The organism is Arthrobacter sp. YC-RL1, from assembly GCF_001454985.1.
GTDB lineage: Bacteria > Actinomycetota > Actinomycetes > Actinomycetales > Micrococcaceae > Glutamicibacter > Glutamicibacter soli.
The window spans coordinates 3235366-3258183 of the sequence record NZ_CP013297.1; the positions used below are offsets into that span (position 1 = coordinate 3235366).

Annotated in this window: 19 protein-coding genes; 6 read left to right on the forward strand and 13 right to left on the reverse strand. The window is 66.1% G+C overall.

What is annotated here, in order from left to right; genetic code table 11:
• Positions 1-47: 47 nt before the first annotated feature.
• The 3 genes from ATC04_RS14930 (at position 48) to ATC04_RS14940 (ending at position 3050) form a co-directional block, all read left to right on the forward strand.
• Complete coding sequence (locus tag ATC04_RS14930) at positions 48-800, forward strand: GntR family transcriptional regulator (RefSeq protein ID WP_047118343.1); 753 nt, start codon at positions 48-50, stop codon at positions 798-800.
• On the forward strand, positions 800-1459 hold the full coding sequence (locus ATC04_RS14935) for a cache domain-containing protein (RefSeq protein WP_052772252.1): 660 nt from the start codon (positions 800-802) through the stop codon (positions 1457-1459). The genes ATC04_RS14930 and ATC04_RS14935 overlap by 1 nt, the downstream gene beginning before the upstream one ends.
• 85 nt (positions 1460-1544) lie before the next feature.
• A complete protein-coding gene (locus tag ATC04_RS14940; protein WP_047118342.1) occupies positions 1545-3050 on the forward strand; it encodes an amino acid permease in 1506 nt (501 codons plus the stop codon).
• A 78-nt stretch (positions 3051-3128) separates the two neighbouring features.
• Here the strand turns inward: ATC04_RS14940 and ATC04_RS14945 are convergent, their stop codons facing one another.
• The 6 genes from ATC04_RS14945 to ATC04_RS14965 all read right to left on the reverse strand — a co-directional run bounded on the left by ATC04_RS14945 (position 3129) and on the right by ATC04_RS14965 (position 10335).
• On the reverse strand, positions 3129-3938 hold the full coding sequence (locus ATC04_RS14945; RefSeq protein ID WP_047118341.1) for a putative hydro-lyase: 810 nt from the start codon (positions 3936-3938) through the stop codon (positions 3129-3131).
• Positions 3939-3950: 12 nt separating this feature from the next.
• A complete protein-coding gene (locus ATC04_RS14950; RefSeq protein WP_047118340.1) occupies positions 3951-5171 on the reverse strand; it encodes an NRAMP family divalent metal transporter in 1221 nt (406 codons plus the stop codon).
• Between the two features lie 40 nt (positions 5172-5211).
• Positions 5212-5400, reverse strand: a complete 189-nt coding sequence (locus ATC04_RS19495; protein ID WP_152666776.1) for a hypothetical protein — start codon at positions 5398-5400, stop codon at positions 5212-5214.
• A 91-nt stretch (positions 5401-5491) separates the two neighbouring features.
• Entirely contained in the window at positions 5492-7378 is a 1887-nt protein-coding gene (locus ATC04_RS14955) for a BCCT family transporter (protein WP_047118339.1), read from the reverse strand.
• Between the two features lie 530 nt (positions 7379-7908).
• On the reverse strand, positions 7909-9579 hold the full coding sequence (gene purH / locus ATC04_RS14960) for a bifunctional phosphoribosylaminoimidazolecarboxamide formyltransferase/IMP cyclohydrolase (RefSeq protein ID WP_047118338.1): 1671 nt from the start codon (positions 9577-9579) through the stop codon (positions 7909-7911).
• Positions 9580-9675: 96 nt separating this feature from the next.
• Positions 9676-10335: a hypothetical protein gene (locus tag ATC04_RS14965; protein WP_047118337.1), complete on the reverse strand. Its 660-nt coding sequence runs from the start codon at positions 10333-10335 to the stop codon at positions 9676-9678.
• Between the two features lie 268 nt (positions 10336-10603).
• Here ATC04_RS14965 and ATC04_RS14970 point away from each other — a divergent pair, with 268 nt between their 5' ends.
• Positions 10604-11941 (forward strand): MFS transporter, encoded by a 1338-nt coding sequence (locus ATC04_RS14970; protein WP_047118336.1) that lies wholly within the window; start codon positions 10604-10606, stop codon positions 11939-11941.
• A 9-nt stretch (positions 11942-11950) separates the two neighbouring features.
• Here the strand turns inward: ATC04_RS14970 and ATC04_RS14975 are convergent, their stop codons facing one another.
• A complete protein-coding gene (locus tag ATC04_RS14975; RefSeq protein ID WP_047118335.1) occupies positions 11951-12526 on the reverse strand; it encodes a TetR/AcrR family transcriptional regulator in 576 nt (191 codons plus the stop codon).
• Between the two features lie 451 nt (positions 12527-12977).
• Here ATC04_RS14975 and ATC04_RS14980 point away from each other — a divergent pair, with 451 nt between their 5' ends.
• Complete coding sequence (locus ATC04_RS14980) at positions 12978-15986, forward strand: glycoside hydrolase family 38 C-terminal domain-containing protein (RefSeq protein ID WP_060617042.1); 3009 nt, start codon at positions 12978-12980, stop codon at positions 15984-15986.
• A gap of 107 nt (positions 15987-16093) precedes the next feature.
• On the opposite strand, the gene ATC04_RS14985 is transcribed toward ATC04_RS14980, so the two are convergent.
• Both ATC04_RS14985 and purN read right to left on the reverse strand, forming a co-directional pair.
• On the reverse strand, positions 16094-17605 hold the full coding sequence (locus ATC04_RS14985; RefSeq protein WP_047118334.1) for an SDR family NAD(P)-dependent oxidoreductase: 1512 nt from the start codon (positions 17603-17605) through the stop codon (positions 16094-16096).
• Positions 17606-17637: 32 nt separating this feature from the next.
• Positions 17638-18204, reverse strand: coding sequence for a phosphoribosylglycinamide formyltransferase (gene purN / locus ATC04_RS14990; protein ID WP_047118333.1), 567 nt, complete (start codon positions 18202-18204; stop codon positions 17638-17640).
• Between the two features lie 147 nt (positions 18205-18351).
• On the opposite strand from purN, the gene ATC04_RS14995 reads away from it, so the two are divergent.
• Entirely contained in the window at positions 18352-18873 is a 522-nt protein-coding gene (locus ATC04_RS14995) for a DinB family protein (RefSeq protein WP_047118332.1), read from the forward strand.
• 18 nt (positions 18874-18891) lie between these two features.
• Here the strand turns inward: ATC04_RS14995 and ATC04_RS15000 are convergent, their stop codons facing one another.
• The 4 genes from ATC04_RS15000 to ATC04_RS15015 all read right to left on the reverse strand — a co-directional run bounded on the left by ATC04_RS15000 (position 18892) and on the right by ATC04_RS15015 (position 22793).
• Positions 18892-20202 carry a DUF6350 family protein gene (locus ATC04_RS15000; protein WP_231735997.1) on the reverse strand — a complete coding sequence of 437 codons (1311 nt, stop codon included), beginning with the start codon at positions 20200-20202 and terminating at the stop codon, positions 18892-18894.
• Between the two features lie 84 nt (positions 20203-20286).
• Positions 20287-21096 carry an aldolase/citrate lyase family protein gene (locus tag ATC04_RS15005; protein WP_082123788.1) on the reverse strand — a complete coding sequence of 270 codons (810 nt, stop codon included), beginning with the start codon at positions 21094-21096 and terminating at the stop codon, positions 20287-20289.
• A complete protein-coding gene (gene hpaH, locus ATC04_RS15010) occupies positions 21081-21866 on the reverse strand; it encodes a 2-oxo-hept-4-ene-1,7-dioate hydratase (RefSeq protein ID WP_047118331.1) in 786 nt (261 codons plus the stop codon). The genes ATC04_RS15005 and hpaH overlap by 16 nt, the downstream gene beginning before the upstream one ends.
• A gap of 240 nt (positions 21867-22106) precedes the next feature.
• The gene (locus ATC04_RS15015; protein ID WP_047118330.1) at positions 22107-22793 is read right to left on the reverse strand and encodes a CE1759 family FMN reductase; all 687 of its coding nucleotides are present in this window, start codon (positions 22791-22793) and stop codon (positions 22107-22109) included.
• Between the last annotated feature and the right edge of the window lie 25 nt (positions 22794-22818).

Consider the following 22818-nt stretch of genomic DNA (forward strand, 5'->3'; position numbering starts at 1 on the left):
ACCAGCCAGCGCCACTCCGCCTTCCGCCCCGGGCGACAGGCGGCCTGATGACGGAGCAGACATCACCAGCCAAGGGCTCCCGCACGGCGGTCTTCGCTCCCTTGAGCTCCGACACCCGCACCGCGCAGGTCGCCCAGCGGCTCACCGATGCCATCTTGCTGGGTGTGCTGGCTCCCGGCGAGCGCCTGCCCACCGAAACGGATCTGGCCAAGAAGTTCGGTGTTGCCGTGGTGACAGCACGCGAAGCCTTGGCGGACATGCGCAAGGATGGTCTGCTGGAAACCCGCCGCGGCCGCGAAGGCGGTTCCTTCGTCCGCACCGAAGCCCCCAATGCCTCCCAGCAGTTGATGACCTCCAGGCTGCGCGGCATCTCGCGCACCGAATTGCTCGATGCCGCGGTCTACCTCGACGTCATCACCAGCGGTGCGCTCGACCGGGCCACCCACGTGTGCACTTCGGCCGAAGCGAAAGCCCTGGAAGCCTGGCTCGACCGCGCGGATTTCTCGACCCCGGCCAACGCCGCCCGCGACCACGGAGGATTCCTGCTGGAACTGTGCGTGCTGTCCCAGTCCCCACGGCTGGTCCGCGAGCAAATCGGCTTCCAAGCGCAGTACGGGCAGCTCATGTGGCTGGGTCTGCGCGATGAAGCGCTCGCCGGACGGATCGCAGAACTGGACCGAGCCATGGCGCAGGCCCTGGCATCACGCGATGCGGCGCCGGGCCGCGCGGCATGCCAGGAATCATTCACGCTGCTGTCCACCTGGCTGATCAGCCGCAAACAAGAACTGGAGGTGGCCTGATGGCCGTCGCAGCCGAGCTTGGAGAATGGTTCGAGCGGTATTTTAAACGTTTGGATGCGCTGCACACCCAGATCGCGCAACTACCTGCCGAGCACTTGGGCGCCACCGTCCAGGATCTGGTGCGCCCATGGCTTCTGGATGATGCCAACGGCATCGTCGGCGCCGGCTACATTGGCGAAAGCGCCGGGCAGATGCGGTTCGAATGGTGGCTGGCACCGATGCAGGACAATCCGCTGTTCGCTGCCGGTTCCGAAATCAATCGGCTGCAGCTGGAGCAGCGCGAGTACGCGGACTATGTTCGCGACTACCGCAGCCTTGAATGGTATTCGGTCCCCCACTCCTCGGGACGCCGGCATATCACCGGTCCGTTCGTCGATCACCTGTGCATCTGCGACTACGTGCTGACGCTGACTATTCCGGTCACCGGCAGCGCCGAAGGAATTGTCGGTTTGGATCTTCGGGTCAGGGATGTCGAACCCGCGCTCCAGCGCCTGCTGCTGGGCTTGGACGGGCCAGCCGCGCTGGTCTCCGCGCACGGCCGGGTGATCACTTCCTCTGATCCGCGGGACGGCTTGGGTGCCCTGATTGCCCCTGAATCCCTTGAAAATTCGGACGTGGTAACAGGTACGAGCCTGCTGGTGGTGCGCAGCCAAAATTAAACCTTCTATATAGAATCTTTAAGTGTTATTCTCGGTGTGTCACACTTCACACGCAGCTTCTGCGTACGCTCGCAACGAGGATTCCATGAATTCACAACACGATCTCCAAGACGGGAACCATCTGGCCGTCCTGGGCTATGAACAGTCCTTTGACCGTTCAATGTCCCTTTGGGCCAACTTCGCCCTGGGCTTTACCTATTTGTCTCCACTGCTGGGCGTCTATTCGCTCTTCGCCCTGGCCATGGCCACCGGCGGTCCGCCATCGGTCTTCTGGATCCTCATCGTGGCCGCGGGGCAGTTCCTGGTCTCGCTGGTCTTCGGCGAGGTGGTTTCGCAGTACCCGATCCACGGCGGCATCTACCCGTGGACCCGCAGGCTCTGGGGCAAGCGCTATGCCTGGATGGCAGCCTGGATCTACATCTGGGCCATGATCGTCACCATCACCTCGGTGGCCCAGTTCGGCTCCGGGTTCGTGGCCAGCACCTTCAATGTCGAGCTGACCGAGGTCACCACCTTCTGGTTCGCCACGGCCATGCTGCTCATCGCCCTGCTGCTGAACTTCTCCGGCACCAAGATGCTCGCGCGCATCGCCCGCATCGGCCTGGCCGCAGAGCTGATCGGCGTGATCGCCGTGGGCTTCTACCTGCTGGTCTTCAAGCGCGAGCAGCCGTTCAGCGTTTTCTTCGACTCCATGGGTGTTGAGGGCGACGGGAGCTACGGCGTGGCCTTCATGGGCGCGGCGCTGGCCGGCCTGTTCCTCTTCTACGGCTTCGAGGCCTGCGGCGACGTCGCTGAAGAGGTCAGCAACCCAGCCCGGCGCATCCCCAAGGCCATGATGATGACCATCCTGGTCGGCGGCGTGTCGGCACTCATCTCATTCACCGGCTACGTGCTGGCAGCCCCGAACCTCCAGGAAATCGTCAACGGCGAAGACGTGGACCCCATCCCGGCCATCCTGGAAGCTTCGCTGGGCGCCGTGGGCGCCAAGATCTTCCTGGTGGTTGCGTTGACCGCGTTCCTGTCCTGCGTGCTCTCGCTGCAAGCCGCCGCATCCCGGCTGATCTATTCCTTCGCCCGTGACGGCATGCTGCCGGGCCACCGCTGGCTCGCAAAGGTCTCCCCGCGCAACAAGGTGCCGTCCAATGCCCTGCTGGTGGCTTGCTGCATCCCGCTGCTGCTGTGCGTGTTCATCTACTTCGGGCCGGAGACCCTGCTGACCCAGATCACCGGCTTCGCCATTCTGGGCATCTACGTCGCCTTCCAGTCAGTGGTGCTGGCCGCCCTGCGCCAGCGGCTTCGCGGCTGGAAGCCTGCAGGTCCGTTCTCGCTGGGCGCCGCCGGCATGCTGGTCAACATCCTGGCCCTGGCCTACGGCCTCTTCGCCATGGTGCTGCTCGCGGTCCCCGGTTCCAGCGGCGATGTCCTGGCCGACTGGATCGTCTTGATCGGGCTTGCAGTGGTGGCAGGAACCGGGGCGCTGTACCTGTTCATCGCCCGCCCCGATGCCAAGTCCGATGCGCCGAGCAATGACGCCATCGAAGTGGCCGAGAAGCTGCGCGCGGCCCAGCGCTCTGCCGCGCCGGTCGACTGATCGATACAGAACGCAAAGCCGCAGGCGTCGCATCCCCGATGGGGTGCGCCGCCTGCGGCTTTGCTGCGTATTTGGAGCCTATGGCACCTGGTAGAACGTATCCTTCACGTCAGTGATCAGCATGTGCCCTGGCGCGTGGCCGATGGCCAAAGCCGGGCGCGATTCCATGACCGCCGCCTGCGGAGTGACGCCGCAGGCCCAGAACACCGGAATGCAGCCTTCCGGGATCTGCACGGCGTCGCCGAAATCGGGTTTGCCCAGATCCGTGATGCCCAGCTCCTCCGGGTTGCCGATATGCACCGGCGCCCCGTGCACCGCTGGGTAGCGGGAAGTGATGCGCACCGCGTCGGCAACCTGCGAGGCCGGAATCGGCCGCATCGAAACCACCATGGGCCCGGACATGGATCCTGCCGAGGCGCTGCGCCGCGTCGTCTTGTACATGGGCACGTTGACGTCCTGCTCGATGTGGGCCACGGAGATGCCTGCCTCGATGAGCGCCGCTTCGAAGGTGAAGGAGCACCCGACGATGAAGGTCACCAGATCCTCGCGCCAGTACTCGGCAAGATCCGTTGGCTCGGCGACCTTTTCGCCGTTCTCGTACACCACGTACTTGGGGACGTCGGTGCGGATGTCGCCACCGGCCAGCAGCTCGTTGGACACCTGCCCCGCTTCCAGGACCCCGAGGATCGGGCAGGACTTGGGGTTGCGCTGGGCGAAAAGCAGCACGTCGAAGGCCAGCGCCTGCGGCATGATGATCAGGTTCGCCTGCGCGTAGCCGGCGCTGAAGCCCGCGGTGGGCACCACCTGTCCCTGGCGGAAGTACTCGCGCGCTTCGCGGGGGCTCAGGGCCGCCCGCTCGCTGATGCTCAAGTCTCGAACGTTTGCCATGGGTAATCCGCCTTAGGCATTCCACAGGGCCGAGAGCCCCGACAGGGAGTTGTAGCCCAGGAAGACCGTCAGGAGCCAGGCCAGGGCGCCGATGAAGAGCAGGAATTTGGGGTACTTATAGCCGCCCATCAGGTCGCGGCGGCGCCAGGCCACCCAGAGCAGGACGGCCAGGCCGACCGGAAGGATCAGGCCGTTGAAGGCGCCGGCGAAGATCAGCAAGGTTGCCGGGGCCTTGCCCAGGAAGACGTAGATCACGGCGCAGACGGCGATGAAGCCGACGGTGATCAGGTTGCGGGTGCGTTCGGGGGTGGTGCTCTTGGTGATGAACGAAACCGAAGTGTAGGCGGCGCCGATGACGCTGGTCAGCGCGGCGGCCCAGAGGATGATGCCGAAGGAGCGCAGGCCGATATCTCCTGCCGCGGCGCCGAATGCCTCGGCTGCCTTGTTGTCGCTGGTCAGTGCCACGCCGCCGGCAACGACGCCGAGGATTGCCAGAAAGAGCAGCACCCGCATGATGCCGGTGACGATGATGGCCAGCACCGAGGTCTTGGAGATCTCCTTGACGTGCTCGACGCCGGTGGTCCCGGAGTCCAGCATGCGGTGCGCGCCGGCATAGGTGATGTAGCCGCCGACCGTGCCGCCGATCAGGGTGGTGATGATCAGGAAGTCGACCTGCTCGGGAAGCACCACGTTGCGCAGCGCATCGCCAACCGGAGGCGCGGCGACGATGGCGACATAGAGCATCAGCAGGATCATGATGGCGCCCAGCAGCACCACGATGCGGTCCAGGGCCATGCCCGCTTTCTTGGACAGGAAGATCAGGATCGCAATCACTGCGGAAATGGCACCGCCGATCTTGGCGTCCACACCCAGCATCGCGTTCAGGCCCAGGCCGGTGCCGGCGATGTTGCCTATGTTGAACACCATGCCGCCGATGAAGACCAAGGCGGCCAGCAGCCAGCCGACGCCGGGAATGATCTTGTTGCCCAGCTCCTGGGCGCGCAGGCCGCTGACGCCGATCACGCGCCAGACGTTGAGCTGCACCGCAATGTCGACGAGGATCGATACGACGATGGCGAAGGCGAAGGCCGCACCGATTTGCACGGTGAACTCAGTGGTCTGGGTAATGAAACCAGGGCCGATGGCGCTGGTGGCCATGAGGAACATGGCGCCCAGCAGCGCTGTGCGCCGGGCTTTTGACGTAGCCTGAGGCTTCGAATCGGGAGTAGACATGATTTCATCCGTTGCGGTAGCGGTGACTGCTGTCACAGAACTAATGTAACGCACAAGACAATACAGGTTGTTGAACAATCTGGGCAAGTAGTTGTTGAACAATTTCTTTTCCGCTCACGCCTTGCTCAACGCCGGCGCCGAACACTGAGGTGGCTTGGCTGTCTACCTCAAGCAGGCTGCCATCACGCCGCAGTAGAACGCTGGCATAGCGCTGGGAATACGCCGCCAAGCGCATTCCCCGGATCGGAACACAGAAGTCCACCGCTTTTTGGCAAACGCCGAAAAGCGGTGGACTTCATTGGAACGACTTTTGGATCAGGTCAGCTCTTGACCGTTTCCGGGGCGTCGTCGTCCTCTGCCTTTTCGAGGCTCGGTTGCACGTCCTTCCCTGTCAGCTCAGCAGGCTTCGGGCCACCGGCCTCGACCTGCGGCTGCTCGCCGGTGAATTCCGGCGCATTGTCGGTGTACCACTCGGTCAGCGCCGGATCCTCGCTGTCGAAGTCGGCACCTGCGCCGAGTTCCTCCGGAACCTGCGAGATCCCGAAGACGAAGTCGTCGCCGTGCTCGTCGATGCCCTGGCGGACGCCGCCCTTGATGGCTTCCAGCGCATAGCGGCGGCGGATCATCAGCGGGTCGTTGCGCAGTTCGATGCCCCAGGAAATCATCACGCCGATCAGGATGATCGCGAACGGCAACGCGCAGGTGACCATGATCGACTGCAGCCCGGACAGCGCATTGCGCCCGCCGGCCAGCAGCAGGAACATGGAGATCAGGCCCAGCGCCACGGCCCAGACGATGGTGACCGGCTTGGACGGCACCGGGCGGCCGGACTGCGACATGGAACCCATGACATTCGACGCGGAGTCCGCGGCGGTCACGAAGAACACCAGGATCGCCAGCAGGGCGACGATCCACATCACCGGGCTCATCGGCAGGTTGGCCAGCAGGTCGAACATGACGTTCTCGCCGGATCCCTGGATTTCGATGTCCTGGCCGTTGAGGTTCATCCAGATGGCGGAGCCGCCGAAGACGGTGAACCACATCATGGAGATCGCCGAAGGAACCAGCATCACCACGGTGACGAACTGGCGCAGCGAACGGCCCTTGGAAATCTTGGCGATGAACATGCCCACGAACGGCGACCAGGAAATCCACCACGCCCAGTACAAGGTGGTGTAGGCGGTCAGGTATTCCTTCTCGACGGTGCCCTCGCTGGCGAAGACCGTGAGCATCTGCGGCAGGTTGTCGAAGAAGGCGATGACCGAGGCCGGAAGCAGGTCCAGGATGTACATGGTCGGTCCGGTGACCAGCACGAAGATCGCCATGAAAATGACCAGCGCCATGTTCGTGTTGGACAGCAGGCGGATGCCCTTCTTGATGCCGGCCACCGCCGAAATGGTGAAGACGACGGTCAGCAGGCTGATCGCGACGACCACGAACCCGTTGCCCAGTTCCGCTCCGGTGACGATGCTCGTACCGGTGCGGATCTGCAGTGCGCCGATGCCCAGCGAGGTCGCGGTGCCGAACAAAGTCACCAGCACGGCGAAAACGTCGATGATCTTGCCCAGCACGCGGTTGTTGCCGTTTGGGAACACCGGTTCGAACAGGGAGGAGATCAGCGGCAGGCGCCCACGACGGTAGGAGACGTACGCCAGCGCGCCGCCGACCAAGGCGTAGATGCACCAGGCGAAGGTCGCCTGGTGGAGGAAGGAGTCGGTCATCGCCGGGAGCACCGCGTCGTTGGTGCCTGCCTGCGCATCGGTGGATGGCGGCGGAGTCTTGAAGTGGCTCAGCGGTTCCAGCGGGCCGTAGAAGATCAAGCCGATGCCCAGGCCCGCGGCGAACAGCATGGAGATCCACGACGTGGTGGAAAATTCGGGAATGCTGTCATCCGCTCCGAGGCGGATCTTGCCGGTGGGCCCGTAGCCGACTACCAGCATGAACAGCACGATGCCCAGGACGATGACGTTGAACAGCCAGCCGAAGTGGGTGACGACCCAGGTCTGCATGCCCACGCCGACTTCGTTCAAATTCGTCGGGGCAATGATGGCCCAGAGCAGTACCGCGAGGACGGCAACCAACGCGGAAATGAATACTCCGCGGCGGGTCGGGAACGTGGCTCCGGTGTCTTCAACACTGATGCCGGGGATCAATCCCGGATGGATGCCGAAGGACGGTTCCTTGGCATGGCGCAGGGCGTTGAGCACGCGTTCGCCCTTGCGTTCCCGGTGTTGTTTTGGGTCTTTTTCACGTCCCTTTTCGGTCGCTTTCGATCCCGTACCTGACGGGTGCGGACGTGGCGTGTGAGATTCCATAGCGTACAAGTTTACTATGAAAACCTTGAAATCCCGGGCTTTTTGGACCTCTCCGGGCTGGATTCAGGCATCTCGGGCAGCGATCCTGCCCCGTGATCACGGGCTGAAATGGGGATTCGCCAACCGCAGAAAAAAGATGCTTTTTGCTGGCGGGGCAGACAGTGTTTCGGCTGCCCCGGACCCGACTCCGGGGTTCCGGCTATGCGGCTTCACCGTACTCTTTCGCGTTTTTCCCGCGAACACTTCCACGGCTTTGACCCAAGCTCCGGCACCGCTCGCTGCCGAACATCATTTCCGAACCAATGACTGTACTGCAGCTGCGGGCGGCGCTCCCCCAGCTGCAGTGCTCGGTTAAGCACCGCGGGCCGTGCAGCCAGCGCGCAAAGCGTTGGCGGCACGGCCCGGAACGGCGCGATTAGTTCCTAGTGGAAGAAGTGGCGTGCACCGGTGAAGTACATGGTGATGCCTGCTTCGTTCGCGGCGGCGATGACTTCCTCATCGCGGACCGAGCCGCCCGGCTGGACAACTGCCTTGACGCCGGCGTCGATCAGGATCTGCAGGCCGTCGGCGAACGGGAAGAACGCATCCGAGGCGGCGACTGCGCCCACGGCGCGCTGCTCGGAGGCCGCGGCATCGGCGTTCTCCGCACCACCAGCTGCATCCGCACCGGATTCGACCTTCACACCCAGGGTGTTGGCGCGCTCCACTGCCAGCTTGCAGGAGTCCAGGCGGTTGACCTGGCCCATGCCGATGCCTACCGCGGCGCCGTCCTTGGCCAGCAGGATGGCGTTGGACTTCGCGGCGCGCACCGCGCGCCAGGCGAAGGCCAGGTCGGCCAGGGTGGCGTCATCGGCGGCGTCGCCGGCGGCCAGGGTCCAGTTGGCCGGATCATCGCCGGCGGCGTCGATCTTGTCGCCGGCCTGGACCAGCATGCCGCCGGAGACCTGGCGCAGCTCGTTGCTGTTGCGGCCGTAGCCGTCCGGCAGGGCGAGCAGGCGGATGTTCTTCTTGGCCGAGAGGATCTCGACGGCTTCCGGCTCGAAGTCGGGTGCGATGACGACCTCGGTGAAGATGCCCTTCACGGTTTCCGCCATGGACTTGGTGACGGTGCGGTTGGCCGCGATGACGCCGCCGAAGGCCGAGACCGGGTCGGTGGCGTGCGCCTTGCGATGCGCGTCGGCAATCGGGTCTGCTGCGTCCTCGGAGGCCACCGCCACGCCGCACGGGTTGGCGTGCTTGATGACTGCCACGGCAGGCTTGTCGAAGTCGAAGGCCGCGCGCAGCGCAGCGTCGGCGTCCACGTAGTTGTTGTAGCTCATCGGCTTGCCGTGCAGCTGGTCCGCCTGGGCGATGCCGGCAGGGGCCGCCTCGTCCACGTACAGGGCGGCCTGCTGGTGCGGGTTCTCGCCGTAGCGCAGCACTGCGGCGCGCTGCAGGGCGACGCCGGAGTAGGCAGGCCAGTCGATGACGCCGTCGCCGTCCTCGTCGAGGAACTGGCTGGCGGTCCAGGTGGCGACCGCGGTGTCATAGGCGGCGGTGTGCGCGTAGGCCTTGGCGGCCAGGCGCTGGCGGGTCTTCAGCTCGAAGCCGCCGGCTGCGGCTGCCTCGATGACCTGCGGGTAGAAGCTCGGGTCGACCACGATGGACACGGCAGCGTGGTTCTTCGCGGCGGAGCGGACCATGGCCGGGCCTCCGATGTCGATCTGCTCGACAACCTCGTCCTGCGCGGCGCCGGAGGCGACGGTCTGCACGAACGGGTACAGGTTCACGACCACCAGGTCGATCTGGCCGATGTTGCGCTCGGCCAGGGTGTCCATGTGCTCGGGCACGCGGCGGTCAGCCAGGATGCCGCCGTGGATGATGGGGTGCAGGGTCTTGACGCGGCCGTCGAGCATTTCCGGCGAACCGGTCACCTGCTCGACCTCGGTCACTGGGATGCCTGCGGCGGCGATCTTCTTGGCGGTGGAACCGGTGGAAATCAGCTGGACGCCTGCGTTGTGCAGTCCAGCGGCCAGTTCCTCCAAGCCGGTCTTGTCGTAGACGGAAATCAATGCGCGGCGGATAGCGACTTTGTCCAAGACGGTCTTACTCACGAAAATTTTCTCCCGGCGGTGAGAATGAATGGGGCGGGCGGCGAAAGGCCGCCGCCCCTATTCTAGCGAAATCTGCCGGTTGCCCCTCAGTTCGTGTCAGTGCCCCTGGACCAGATCACCCAGCTGCGGAAAATGCGCAGCCAGCTGCTGATCGGTCAGGCAAAGGCGCAGCAGCTTCTCCGCATGGTCCTCGTCGGCGACGTAGGACACCAGATCCACCGAGGTCCGTTCGTTCAACTCGTCGCGCAGCGAGTGGGCCACCGCCACCAGGCAGTGGTAATAGCGTTTGATGGTCGGTTCCCATCCCTCGCGGGATGCCTGGTCGGTCAGGGCCTCGGACCAGATGCCGGCCGCGGGTTCCTCGCACAGGTCGATGGAGGACCAGTGCCAGTCGCTGGGCTCCCACTTGTCCGAGTAGAAGCTCTCCGCGTCGTCCTCGTCCAGATCCGCTTCGATGACCGCGAGCACCGCATCCAGGTCCTCGCCGTCGTCCGCGTCTTCGTCGTCCTCGGAGTCCTCGTCGTTCTCTGCGTCCGAAATCACCAGTGAATCCTCGTCGGCAACCGGCGGCTCGGGTTCCAGGGTGTTGTGCTCGTCAGCGTCGGGGCGGTCCTCGTAGTCGTCCGGCTCATCCACGTCTTCGCCGCGTTCGACCAGTTGTTCGCGGGATTCGGCGGCCCGGTCGCGCGCCAGGGCCTGAACCGAGTTCAGGGCCAGCAGCGGCATCGCAATGGCTTCGCTCTCTTCGGTGCTCACCCCATGCAGGGCAATCGCATAAAAGGTCTGCTCCGGGTGTGCCTCAATTACTTCAGCCGCGTGTCGAAGGGCTGCAACCCGTATCGCCTCTTCGAGAGCGGTCCAATCTACTCCCATGTCCAGAGATTACTCCCTTACCCGAACTTGCAAAAGGCCTTGACGGCTTAGGCAATCAGACGTAAGGCGGGTACCCGCCGCGCGCGGATATCGGCTAAGCTTCGACGCGGTAGAAGCCACATCATCTGCACCGTGCGAAAGGTACACCACCGTGTCCACAGCCACCCTCCCCTCCGGCACCCATGTGGTGCAGGAGCTTCCGTTCAAGTGGAAGGTCCAGGGAACCATCTTCATCATCGGCGGGCTCGGCTTCATGTTCGACGCCTGGGACGTGACGCTCAACGGCGCGCTGATCCCGCTGGTCGCCCAGGAATGGGGGCTGGACCGGCCGACCGCGGCGCTGCTGGGAACCTCGAACCTGGTGGGCATGGCCATCGGCGCGTTCCTCTGGGGAGGCATCGCCGACCGCTACGGGCGCAAGAACGCCTTCAGCCTGACGCTGCTGATGTTCGCCCTGTTCACCGTGCTCGGCGCCCTGTCGCCGAACTTCGGCTTCTTCGTGGCCTTCCGCTTCCTGGCCGGCGTGGGCCTAGGCGGCTGCATCCCGGTGGACTACGCGCTGGTCGGCGAATTCACCCCGGCCAGGTACCGCGGCCGCGTGCTGACCGCCATGGACGGCTGGTGGCCGGTCGGCGCCGCCCTGTCGTTCTTCGTCTCCGGCTGGGTCATGGCGACCTCCAACAACTGGCGGCTGATCCTCGTGGTGATGATCCTGCCGGCCTTCATGGTGTACGTGGTGCGCCGCTCCATCCCGGAATCCCCGCTGTATCTGGCGGCCAAGGGCCGTGAATCCGAGGCTCGCGCGGTTATCGACCAGCTGGTGGCGCGCACCGGAGCTGCGCCGCGCGAGTACGTGATCGAGCAGGCCGAGCTTCCCAAGACCCCGCGCTGGTGGGAGCAGGCTGCCTCGCTGTGGCGCCATTCGTGGAAGCTGACGGCCACCAGCTGGCTGCTCTTCGTGACCATCCTGCTGGTCTACTACCTGGCTCTGACTTGGCTTCCGACCATCCTGACCGAGGCGGGCATGGCACAGTCAGCGTCCTTCTTCGCCACCGCGGTGATGGCGCTGATGGGCCTGATCGGCGTGGTCATCGCCGCGCTGCTGGTGGAGAAGATCGGGCGCAAGTGGCTGCTGGGCATCTTCGGCCCGCTCTCGGGCCTGGTGCTGGTTGTGGTGGCGCAGAGCCTTGATGTCCCGGCCACCGCCGTGGGCTGGGTCCTGGTCTTCGGCGTGGTGGTCCAGGTGGCGATCCCGGTGCTCTACGCCTATGTCTCCGAGCTGTATCCCACCGAACTGCGGGCCAGCGGCTTCGGCTGGGCTTCGACCATGTCCCGTTTCGCCGCAGGTTTCGGTCCGCTGCTGTTCGCCGCGCTCTGGCCGGTTGTCGGCCTGTCCTGGCTGTTCGCCGGCGCCACCGCGCTGGTGCTGCTCGCAGTGCTGTTCATGGCGAAGTTCGCTCCGGAAACCCGCGGGCGGGAGCTGGGCTAAACGCCTCGGCTAGGGATTTCCCATGGCCGGATTGGGCAGCATGCCGTCGAGCATGATGCGGGTCAGCCGGTTGCCGATCCCGGGAGCGGCCTTGGCGAAGGCGCGCGGCAGCGGCCTAGTGGCCAGTCCGATGCCGGTGATCAGCTCGTTGCCGGTGAGGTCCTGGCGGACCAGGTCGGCCGCTTTGGCCAGTTCCAGGGCCTGGCTGACCACCCGCACGGTGTCCCGCTGAGGCTGCATGATCCGCTCGCCGATGGTCTGCGGGAGCTGCAGGCTCAGCGATTCGCTGAGCGCACCCAGGTTCAGTCCCACCAGGGCGTCCAGGAATTCCTGCCAAGCCTGGTTCTCGCCCCGGGCCAGGCCGGCGGCGGCGCGCTCGGCGGCCTGCCGGACGTCCTGGAGCATGTCCAGGGTGACTTCCTCAACAAGTTCGGGGCGTGCGGCGAAGTTCCGGTACAGCGTGCCGATACCGACGTCGCTGGCTTCGGCGATTGATTCCATGGCCACATTGGCGCCATGGGTTGCAAAGAGTTCACGAGCCGTGCGGAGAATTTGCTTACGTCGTCGTAGTGCATCTGAGCGCATGCGTTTCCCCACCTTTCACAGTTTCCAGGGTGCCCGGGGCAACTTTCCTGCCCCGCAACGTTCTAACGGTAGTCGTTGATGGGAGATCTGACGAAGTGGAAGCGATCATTCCATTCTGGGAGGCATTCAGTGTAGTTCCAGAACTTGGGCATCTGCTGGGCTTCATCCGGATCTGCGCTGAAAAGACGCCTGTTTTCGCCTGCCCCATCTCGATTTGTCGAACTCAGAAGGCTTCACGCGCGGTCGATAGGATTCCGGCCAACACCATGCGAAGGCCGCGAAGCTGGTACGGCCCGATCCTGCGGGAGACCGCGGGGCGCGCTTCCCGCGCGCAGGGAACTGCCAGCTTGCGCCCGCGGCCAGGGGGAGTTGCACCAGCTCGCGCCCCGGTTTTTTCGGTAGTGTGGCCAGTGAGCTGTACCGAAGCAGGTCCCACCCTTGAAAGGTCTTCATGCACGACGACACTTCGCTGACCATCGGACGAGTCAAGCGCGTACTAGACGAACGAATTCGTCCGGCCATCTACTCGGAAAGCATTCCGCTGCAGGTGTCGTGGCACGAACTGCCCGGTGAACCGGTGACGCCGGCCGAGGGCCTGGCGCTGGAGTACACCCCGGCCTCGGTCGGCACCCCGTGGGGCGCGGCTTGGGGCACCACCTGGTTCCACCTCCAGGGCCAGGTTCCCGCCTCCTGGGCCGGGCGCCGCGTCGAGGCGGTCATTGACCTGGGCTTCGATATCAACATGACCGGCTTCCAGTGCGAAGGGCTGATCTACCGCCCGGACGGCATCACCATCAAGGCACTGAACCCGCGCAACCAATGGGTGCCGGTCGCCGCGGCCGCCGAGGGCGGCGAAGTGGTGGACCTGTACATGGAAGCGGCCTCCAACCCGGTGCTGCTGGACTACCATCCCTTCCTGCCCACCGAGCAGGGCGACATCCTCACTTCCTCCTCGCGCCGGCTCTACACGCTGCGCCGCCTGGATTTGGCGGTCTTCGAACCGGTGGTGCACGATTTGGCCCTGGACTTGGAGGTGCTCTTCGACCTGCAGGAGCAGCTGCCCGACGGCCCGCGCCGCTTCCAGATCCTGCAAGCCATGGACAACGCCCTGGACGTGCTGGACCTGCAGCGCATCCCGCAGACCGCGCAGGACGCCCGCGACCAGCTGGCGGCTGTGCTCGCCGCCCCGGCCGAGCACAGCGCCCACCGGATCTCCGCCATCGGGCACTCGCACATCGATTCGGCCTGGCTGTGGCCGCTGCGCGAAACCATCCGCAAGGTCTCGCGCACCTGCTCCTCCATGGTGGAGCTGCTGGAGACCGAGGAGGAATTCCTCTACGGCATGTCCAGCGCCCAGCAGTACAAGTGGCTGAAGACCCACCGCCCCGAGGTCTGGGACCGGGTCAAGCGCCAGGTGGCCGAGGGCCGCTTCCTGCCGCTGGGCGGCATGTGGGTGGAATCCGACACCGTGATGCCCTCGGGCGAATCCCTGGTGCGCCAGTTCCTCTACGGCCAGAACTTCTTCCGCGAGGAATTCGGCATCACCTCCAAGGGCGTCTGGCTGCCCGACTCCTTCGGCTACTCCCCCGCCCTGCCGCAGCTGATGCGCCGCGCCGGCTTCGAGTGGTTCTTCACCCAGAAGATCTCCTGGAACCAGCAGAACAAGTTCCCGCACCACACCTTCGACTGGGAGGGCATCGACGGCTCGCGCATGTTCAGCCACTTCCCGTCCATGGACACCTACAACTCCCAGCTCTCGGGCGAGGAAGTGGCCAAGGCCGCCCGCCAGTTCCGCGAAGCGCGGGTCACGAACAATTCGATCGCCCCGGTGGGCTGGGGCGACGGCGGCGGCGGCACCACCCGGGAGATGACCGGCAAGGCCAAGCGCCTGGCCAACCTGGAAGGCAGCGCCACGGTGGCCTGGGAGCATCCCAACGACTTCTTCGACCGCGCCAAGGCCGAGCTGCCCAACCCACCGGTGTGGGTGGGCGAGCTCTACCTGGAGCTGCACCGCGCCACCCTGACCAGCCAGCACCAGACCAAGCAGGGCAACCGCCGCACCGAGCAGCTGCTGGTCGAGGCCGAGCTTTGGGCCGCCACCGCTGCGGTGTACACCGGCGAGCCCTACCCCTATGAGCAGCTCGACGAGCTGTGGGAGACGGTGCTGCTGCACCAGTTCCACGACATCCTGCCGGGCACCTCGATCGCCTGGGTGCACCGCGAGGTGGTGGCCCGCTACGCCGAGGCCATCACCCAGGCCCGGGCCTTGATCGCCCGCGCCCAGCAGGTGCTGGCCGGATCCGGCGGCCTGCAGCTGGAGTTCAACGCGGCGGCCTACACCCGCCACGGGGTGCCTTTCGGCGCGGCCCGCGAGCCGGAGCCCGCCACGGGGCAGCCGGTGCGCGCCGAAGCCCTGGACGGCGGATACGTGCTGGGCAACGAGCTGGTGCGCGTGGTCATCAACTCCGAAGGCCTGATCACCTCCGCCGTGGACCTGGCCACCGGCCGCGAAACCATTGCCGAGGGCAAGGAAGCCAACCTGCTGCAGCTGCACCAGGACTTCCCGAACATGTGGGATGCCTGGGACGTGGACAAGTACTACCGCAACCAGGTCACCGACCTGCGTGCGGCGGACAGCCTGCAGCTCTCCGAAACCGGGGGCACTGCCACCGTGACGGTGACCCGCAGCTTCTCCAACTCCACGGTGGTCCAGGAACTGTCGCTGGCTCCCGGGGAGCGCACCGTGCAGATCTCCCAGAGCACCGACTGGCACGAGGCGGAGAAGTTCCTCAAGGTCGCCTTCCCGCTGGATATCCGCGCCGAGCAGACGATCGCTGAAATGCAGTTCGGCTACCACCAGCGCCCCACCCACGTGAACACCAGCTGGGAGGCGGCGAAGTTCGAAACCTCGATGCACCGCTTCGTGCTGGCCCAGGAACCCGGTTTCGGCGCCGCGCTGGTCAACGACTCGATCTACGGGTTCGACGTCACCCGCGACGCCGAGGACGCCCGGGTCACCACCACCGTGCGGCTCTCGCTGCTGCGCGCCCCGCGCTTCCCGGATCCGCAGACGGACCAGGGGCTGCAGACCCACCGGTACGGGCTGGTCATCGGCGCGGACATCGCCAGCGCCACCGAAGCCGGCGCACTGCTGAACAGCGCGCAAACCGTGCGCTCCGGCGCCCGCGAGGTCGAGCCGCTGGTGGCGCTCTCCGGCGACGGCCTGGTGGTCTCCAGCGTGAAGCTGGCCGCCGACCGCTCCGGGGACCTGGTGGTGCGGGTGTATGAATCGCTGGGACGCCGCGCCGCCGGCGCGCTGAGCCTCAACCGCCCGGTGGCCTCGGCCGCCACGGCGAGCCTGCTGGAGGATCCGCTGGAGCCGGTGGAAGTGAACAAAAATTCTGTTCAGCTCAAGCTCGGAGCCTTCGAGGTGCGCACGCTGCGCTTTACTCTGGCCTGATCCACCAGCCGCGCCTGACCCGGCAGCTAGGTCCTATTAACCCGTGATGGCGGGGCAGTTCTTCGCGAACTGCCCCGCCATCACGGGTTTTGCTGGTTGACCGTCCGTCACCACGGGGACGGTTCGTAGTCCTTGAGGAAGCAGCCGTAGAGGTCGATGCCGCGCTCGCCGTCGACGATGGGCTGGTAGACGCGGGCGGCGCCGTCGATCAGGTCCAGCGGGGCGTGCCAGCCCTCGGCGACCATCCGCACCTTCGAATCGTGCGGGCGCTCGTCGGTGATCCAGCCGGTGTCCACCGCGGACATCAGGATCCGGTCGGTTTTGAGCATTTCCTCGGCGCTGGTGCGCGTGAGCATGTTCAGCGAGGCCTTGGCCATGTTGGTGTGCGGGTGCCCGGCGCCCTTGTAGCGGCGGGAGAACTGCCCCTCCATGGCGGAGACGTTCACGATGTACTTGCGGCGCGCCTCGGAGGCGGCCAGCGCCGGGCGCAGCCGGGAGGCCAGCAGGAAGGGCGCGGTGACGTTGCACAGCTGCACTTCCAGCATCTCCAGCGCATCCACGTCGCCCAGGATCTGCGTCCAGGAATTCTCGGTGACCACGTCAGGCACCAGACCGCCGGCGTCGATGGCGGTGCCCGCGGCAATGCGCTCCAGCGAGGCGGAGCCGGCGGTCATCGCCAGGTCCGCGAGCTGCTGTGCGTCGTAGCTGCCCAGCGTGCTCGGGGCCAGCAGCGCCGAGTCCTCCAGGCGGAAGGCGCTGGCCAGGGCGCGGGGGTGCTCGGCCGGCGGGTTCGCTTCTCCCCACAGCTCCGGGCCGCCCTGCCCGAAGGCCAGTTCCCCGGCCAGCGGCTGCTGCTCTGATTCGATCAGGTGCTGGTAGGAGTTCGCCGTGCGGCGCACGGTCTGGGCGGCGTTGTTGATCAGGATGTCCAGCGGGCCTTCGGCCGCGACGCGGTCGGCCAGCGAGATCACCTGGGCCGGGTCGCGCAGGTCGATGCCCACGATGCGCAGCCGGTGCAGCCAGTCCGCGCTGTCCTCCAGCGCCGCGAAGCGCCGGGCCGCGTCCTTGGGGAAGCGGGTGGTGATGGTGGTGTGGGCGCCGTCGCGCAGCAGGCGCAGGGCGATGTGCATGCCGATCTTGGCCCGTCCCCCGGTGAGCAGCGCGCGCTTGCCGGTCAGGTCCGCGCGGGCGTCGCGGCGTTCGCGGCCTGCGGCGGCGCAGTCGGGGCACAGGTAGTGGTGGAAGGCGTCCACCGTGGTGTAGCGCTGCTTGCAGATGTAGCAGCCGCGCGGCTTGCGGAATTCCCCGGCGCTCTGTTCCAGGGTCGGAGTGCTCAGATCCAGGCCCAGGGTCTCGTCGTCCAGCCGTTGCGGGGAGCCGGTGGCGGTGCGCTCGATCAGCGCGCGGTCCGCGGCGCTGATCTCGGCGCGCTTCTGGGACTTGCGGTAGCGCTTGGCGGCCTTGAACATGTTGCTGGTCGCGCGGCGCACGGCGATATGCCGTTCGTCCTCGGAGTCCAGTTGATGCACCACGGAGAGCACCTTCAGCGCGGTGGCCAGTTCCTCGGCGGTGAAAAGTTCGGGATCGCCGGCCGCGGCCGGGGAAGTGTGTTCGGTCATCTCAGTCTCGTTAGGGTGCGGCCGGCGGGCGGCTACTTGGCGGCCAGGTCCGCCAGGGTGGCGATGAGCAGGCGGCGTTCGACCACCTTGATGCGCTCGTGCAGGGTCTCTTCGGTGTCGGTGTCCAGAATGGCCACGGCTTCCTGGCGCAGGATCGGGCCGGTGTCCACCCCGGTGTCCGCGATGTGCACGGTGCAGCCGGTTACCTTCACGCCGTAGGCCATGGCATCGCGCACGCCGTGGGCGCCGGGGAAGGACGGCAGCAGGGCCGGGTGGGTGTTGATGTAGGTGCCGTCGAAGGCGTTGATGAATTCCTCGCCCACGATGCGCATGAAGCCGGAGGACACCACGTAGTCCGGGGCGTAGGACAGGCACTTTTCGGTCAGCGCGTGGTTCCACTCGCCGCGGTCAGCAAAGTCCTTGAAGTTCACCACGAAGGTCTCGATTCCGGCGGCCGCCGAACGCTGAACCCCGTAGGTGCCGTGCTTGTCGGCGCCCACCGCCGCGATCTGCACATCTGCCAGTTCGCCGCTGGCGACCGCGTCGATGACTGCCTGGAGATTCGAACCGGTGCCGGACACCAAAACCACAATACGCATATCTTCCATTCTACGGTTGGCGGCAAGCCTGCACCGACCCGGTGCCTGCTGCGGCCTTCGAACTTCGTCACATCGAACCGGCCCCCTGTCCATGGGCCCGGCCCAGGCCTAGACTGAATTTCCGGCCGAGCAACCAAGGAGTGGACCATGAGCCAGATCGTCCCGGATGACAAGGACTGGACCTTCGTCCTGCATGAAGTGTGCCCCGAGTGCGGTGTCGACGTGCGCACCCTGTCGGTGCAGGAAACCGTGGAGCAGATGCCGCAGGTGGTCAAGCGCTACCAGTCGGTGCTGGAGCGCCCGGGGGCCGCGACCCGTCGCAACCCCGCCCGCTGGAGCGACCAGGAGTACGTGGTGCACGTGGCCGAGATGCTGGAAGTCATGCTCGGGCGCCTGGATTTGATGCTGGAGCAGGCCGACCCGGGCTTCCCGAACTGGGACCAGGATGTTGCCGCCGAGCAGGGCCCCTACAACACGCTGAGCCCGGAACAGGCGTCGCAGAAGCTGCGCGCGGCGGCCGAGGCCTATGCCGCCAGGCTTGAAAGCATCAGTCCGGAGAAATATTCCCGCAGGGGCATACGCTCAAATGGCGCCGCGTTTACGGTGGAAACACTGAACCAGTATGCCTGGCATGACGTGGTGCACCACCTCTGGGATCTGGACGCCTGAACCGATGCGCCGCCGGCGCTAGCCTTCGAGCACCGGGTCGGTTTCGAACAGCGGGGCGATCAGGTAGCCGATGGCGGTGCCCAGGCCGATCTGCAGGGCCAGCGCCCCGGCGGTCACCCAGGCGTGCGGGCCGATCTCGGTCAGCCGGCCGATGGCCAGCGAGCCGGAGGACAGCCACGAACCGGCCAGCGACATCAGGCCGGCAACGATGCCGGTGAACACGGCCAGGCAGGCGGTGGAGGCGCCCAGCGCCAGCGCGTTGAACGGGATGCGGCGGGCGAACCAGTCTTCCAGGTGGTTCTCCCCCACACGCAGGAAGTACCAGCCGGCCAGGATGCCTGCCAGCACCGGGATCAGCAGGTAGAGCCACTGGTTGGCCGGCTCGCCGGAAGGCAGCGCCGCCAGCATCGGGATCGAGGGCAGCGGGCCGACGGTGGTTTCCAGCGTGGACAGCGTGCTGCCCGCACCCAGGCTGAACCCGCCGCCGCTGATCCAGGAGAGCACCCAGAACACCGCGTTGGGGATCAGTGCCAGCTGCAGCAGGGTCAGTGCGGCGGACCCGATGGGCCCGGGGCGCAGTTCCTGGTAGACGTTGGCGACCTCGGTCCAGTGCAGCCCCAGGGTGATGGTCAGCAGGATGCCGGAGATGCCCACGGCGGCCACGTAGCCCATGAAGCCGGAGACGATCACATGCCATACGTAGGAGCCGGCCCAGCGGCGGTGCGGAGAGACGCTGTGCAGGTAGGCGGCGGTGTCCATGCCGAACAGCCGGCCCCAGGAGCCGGCCTCGCGGCGGGCGCCGATGATCAGGCCCAGCGAGGCGATGATCAGCGGGATGAAGGTGGCGGCCAGGATATTGACCCGGCCGTAGTCGTTCGCGACCAGGAAGCCGACGCCGGTGCCGATGGCCCCGTAGGCCAGGATGGCACCGAGCAGGCCCTGCCAGAGCTGGTCGGTGTAGGAGGCGCGGGCGATGCGGCGCCCGGCGCGCAGGCAGAAGAGGAAGGGCAGCAGGCTCAGCCCCAGCGGCATCAGCGTCAGCCAGCCGGTGACCGAGCTCGGATCCGTCTCGGGCCCCAAGTTGAAGACCTCGATGGGCACACCGTGGATGAGCAGCCAGACGAACCCGGCGAACTGCAGGATCACTTCGAAGGAGTCCTCCAGGAAGCCGCCGCTGAAGTAGACAGCGACCAGCGGCAGGGCAATCAGCGCCAGGGCGAACACGACCGATTGCAGCATCTCGAAGACTCCCTGCAGGGCAAGGGGCATCGGCCAGCCGTTGCGCAGGCGCAACATCACTGCCTTCATGGGTTTCTTTTCGCGGCTCATCATCTTCCATGGTGCCACCATCGGCGCCGACCGATCATGATCGACGCGCAATGATGGCACCTTGGGTAAGGCAGATCGCCTGGGTCAGTAGCTGTCAGGCGTTGCGCCCGAGGCCTCGGCCCGGTAGCTGGCGGCCAGCGCCTCGGTGGAGCGGGCCAGCAGCGCCACATCCGCGCCGACGCCCACGTACTGGGCCCCGGCTTCGATGTACTTGCGCGCGGTGGCCGCATCGAAGGCGTTCACGCCCACGTACCTGCCGGCGGCGCGGGCCGCGGCAATGGACTTCATCACGCCGGCGACCACCTCGGGGTGGTTCTGCTGGCCGATCACTCCCATGGAGGCCGCGAGGTCCGAAGGCCCGATGAAGATGCCGTCCAGGCCCGCGGTGGCCACGATCGCCTCGACGTTCTCCAACGCTTCGGCGGATTCGATCTGCACCATGACGGTGATGGTCTCCCCGGCCCGGTTCAGGTAGTCGGGGATGCGGTTCCAGCGGGCCGAGCGGGCCAGCGCCGAGCCGACGCCGCGCACGCCGGCCGGCGGATAGTTGCAGGCCGCGACAGCGTTGGCCGCCTGCTGCGCGTCATTGACCATCGGGATGATCAGCGACTGCACCCCCAGATCCAGGTACTGCTTGATGACCACCGGGTCGTTCACCGGCGGGCGCACCACGGGCACCACCGGGTAGCCGCGCACCGCCTGCAGCTGGGCCAGGATGCTGCCCAGGTCGTTGGGCGAGTGCTCGCCGTCGATGAACAGCCAGTCGAAGCCGGCGCCGGCGCAGATCTCTGCGACCAGCGGGGAGCCCGAGCAGACCCACACCCCTGACAGGGCGTGGTCGGCGTCCTTGAGCGCGTCCTTCAGCGAGGCATCGGGTTCTACTCGAAATGGCATGTCACGGTTCCCAGCGGTCCGTAGTCGGCGAAAACGGTGTCGTTTTCGTAGACCCACATCGGACGGGTGAAGGATCCGGCGAGGATGATCTCGCCGGCGTTGAGCTTATCGCCGTGGGCGGCGATCTTGTTGGCCAGCCAGTACACGCCGGCGGCCGGGTGGTTCAGCACGCCGGCGGCGACGCCGGTTTCCTCTACGGTCTGGTTCTTGAACAGGATGCCCGAGACCCAGCGCAGGTCCACGGCTTCCGGACGCACCGGATTGCCGCCAATGACCATGGCGCCCATCGCCGCGTTGTCGGAGATGGTGTCCACGATGGTGCGGCCTTCCATCTCGATGCGCGAATCGAGGATCTCCAGGGCGGGGATGACGTATTCGGTGGCTTCCAGGACGTCGAAGATGTTCGCATTCGGACCCTTGATGTCCTTCTTGAGCTTGAACGCCAGTTCCATCTCGATGCGCGGGTGGGTGTACTGGTCCCACTTCACGGTGCACCCGGAGTCCAGGACCATGTCGTCGAAGATGATGCCGTAGTCCGGCTCGGTGATGCCGGTGGCCATCTGCATGGCGCGGGAGGTCAGGCCGATCTTGCGGCCTGCCAGCACACGGCCGTTGGCCTCGGAGCGCTGGCGCCAGAGGTTCTGCACTCGATAGGAGTCCTCGACGGTCATTTCCGGGTAGCGGGCAGTCAGGCGGGGCACCGGGGTACGCGTGACTCCTGCTTGGACCAGTTCATCGGCGATTGCCGTGATTGTTTCCTCGGATAGCATCGACTGCTACACCTTTCACTGGTAGTACAAAGCTGCGCGGGCACCGCCGAACGCCGTCGCGTCGCTGCTTGGCCCACAATCCTTGATGTTATCGGTGTTCAGCAGGCATGGCACATCGTACTAACATTTTCTCCCTGCCCTCGACGAATCCGGTCGAGATGCCGGCAGGCATGGAAAATCCCGCGGGGCACCGGGCTTGGAGCTCGGCGCCCCGCGGGATTCACGGGTTTCGGGGCTTGCCTAGCTGGCTCCGGAGCGGACGTTGGCCAGCAGCGCTTCGAAGGGCAGGGAGGTCATCTCGTCGTTGGGGTCGGCGGTTTCGCTGACCGACGGGGCGATGGACCGGGTGTCGCCCAGATCGACGTCGGGCTTCAGCTCCCCGTCGGAGGACGCCAGGGCCATGGCCACCTCGCGGGCCACGCGCTGCGCGCGGTCGGACAGGGTGCCTGAGATGCCCTGGCCGCCGAAGTCCTCCGACGCGGCGAAGACGGTGGTGGGCATGACCTGCGCGCGCAGGTAGGCGAAGATCGGCCGCATGGCGTAGTCGATGGCCAGCTGGTGGCGCTGGGTGCCCGCGGTGGCGGCGAGTACTACCGGCTTGCCGCTGAGCGACTTGGGATCCAGGATGTCCAGGAAGGACTTGAACAGGCCGGATACCGAGGCGGTGAAGACCGGCGTCACGGCCACCAGCACGTCGGCGCCGACCACCGCGTCGATGATCCGTTGCAGGGTTGGCGCGGCGAATCCGGTGAGCATGTTGTTGGTGATGTCGCTGGCGTGCTCGCGCAGCTCGATGTTGGCCACGTCGGCCTGCACGCCGGCGAGCGCCAGCTGCCCGGCGATGGATTCGCCCAGCTGGCGTCCCAGCAGCGAGGAACTCGACGGGCTTCCCAGGCCACCACTGATCACCACAACGGACTTGCTCATGTTCACGCCTTTCCCGAGGTTTAGA

What these genes read in the sequence shown, in the direction of transcription:
- ATC04_RS14930 (WP_047118343.1), top strand. Translation starts at nt 48, where the DNA reads ATGACGGAGCAGACATCACCAGCCAAGGGCTCCCGCACGGCGGTCTTC.
- ATC04_RS14935 (WP_052772252.1), top strand. Translation starts at nt 800, where the DNA reads ATGGCCGTCGCAGCCGAGCTTGGAGAATGGTTCGAGCGGTATTTTAAA.
- ATC04_RS14940 (WP_047118342.1), top strand. Translation starts at nt 1,545, where the DNA reads ATGAATTCACAACACGATCTCCAAGACGGGAACCATCTGGCCGTCCTG.
- ATC04_RS14945 (WP_047118341.1), bottom strand. Translation starts at nt 3,938, where the DNA reads ATGGCAAACGTTCGAGACTTGAGCATCAGCGAGCGGGCGGCCCTGAGC.
- ATC04_RS14950 (WP_047118340.1), bottom strand. Translation starts at nt 5,171, where the DNA reads ATGTCTACTCCCGATTCGAAGCCTCAGGCTACGTCAAAAGCCCGGCGC.
- ATC04_RS14975 (WP_047118335.1), bottom strand. Translation starts at nt 12,526, where the DNA reads ATGCGCTCAGATGCACTACGACGACGTAAGCAAATTCTCCGCACGGCT.
- ATC04_RS14980 (WP_060617042.1), top strand. Translation starts at nt 12,978, where the DNA reads ATGCACGACGACACTTCGCTGACCATCGGACGAGTCAAGCGCGTACTA.
- ATC04_RS14985 (WP_047118334.1), bottom strand. Translation starts at nt 17,605, where the DNA reads ATGACCGAACACACTTCCCCGGCCGCGGCCGGCGATCCCGAACTTTTC.
- purN (WP_047118333.1), bottom strand. Translation starts at nt 18,204, where the DNA reads ATGCGTATTGTGGTTTTGGTGTCCGGCACCGGTTCGAATCTCCAGGCA.
- ATC04_RS14995 (WP_047118332.1), top strand. Translation starts at nt 18,352, where the DNA reads ATGAGCCAGATCGTCCCGGATGACAAGGACTGGACCTTCGTCCTGCAT.
- ATC04_RS15000 (WP_231735997.1), bottom strand. Translation starts at nt 20,202, where the DNA reads ATGAGCCGCGAAAAGAAACCCATGAAGGCAGTGATGTTGCGCCTGCGC.
- ATC04_RS15005 (WP_082123788.1), bottom strand. Translation starts at nt 21,096, where the DNA reads ATGCCATTTCGAGTAGAACCCGATGCCTCGCTGAAGGACGCGCTCAAG.
- hpaH (WP_047118331.1), bottom strand. Translation starts at nt 21,866, where the DNA reads ATGCTATCCGAGGAAACAATCACGGCAATCGCCGATGAACTGGTCCAA.
- ATC04_RS15015 (WP_047118330.1), bottom strand. Translation starts at nt 22,793, where the DNA reads ATGAGCAAGTCCGTTGTGGTGATCAGTGGTGGCCTGGGAAGCCCGTCG.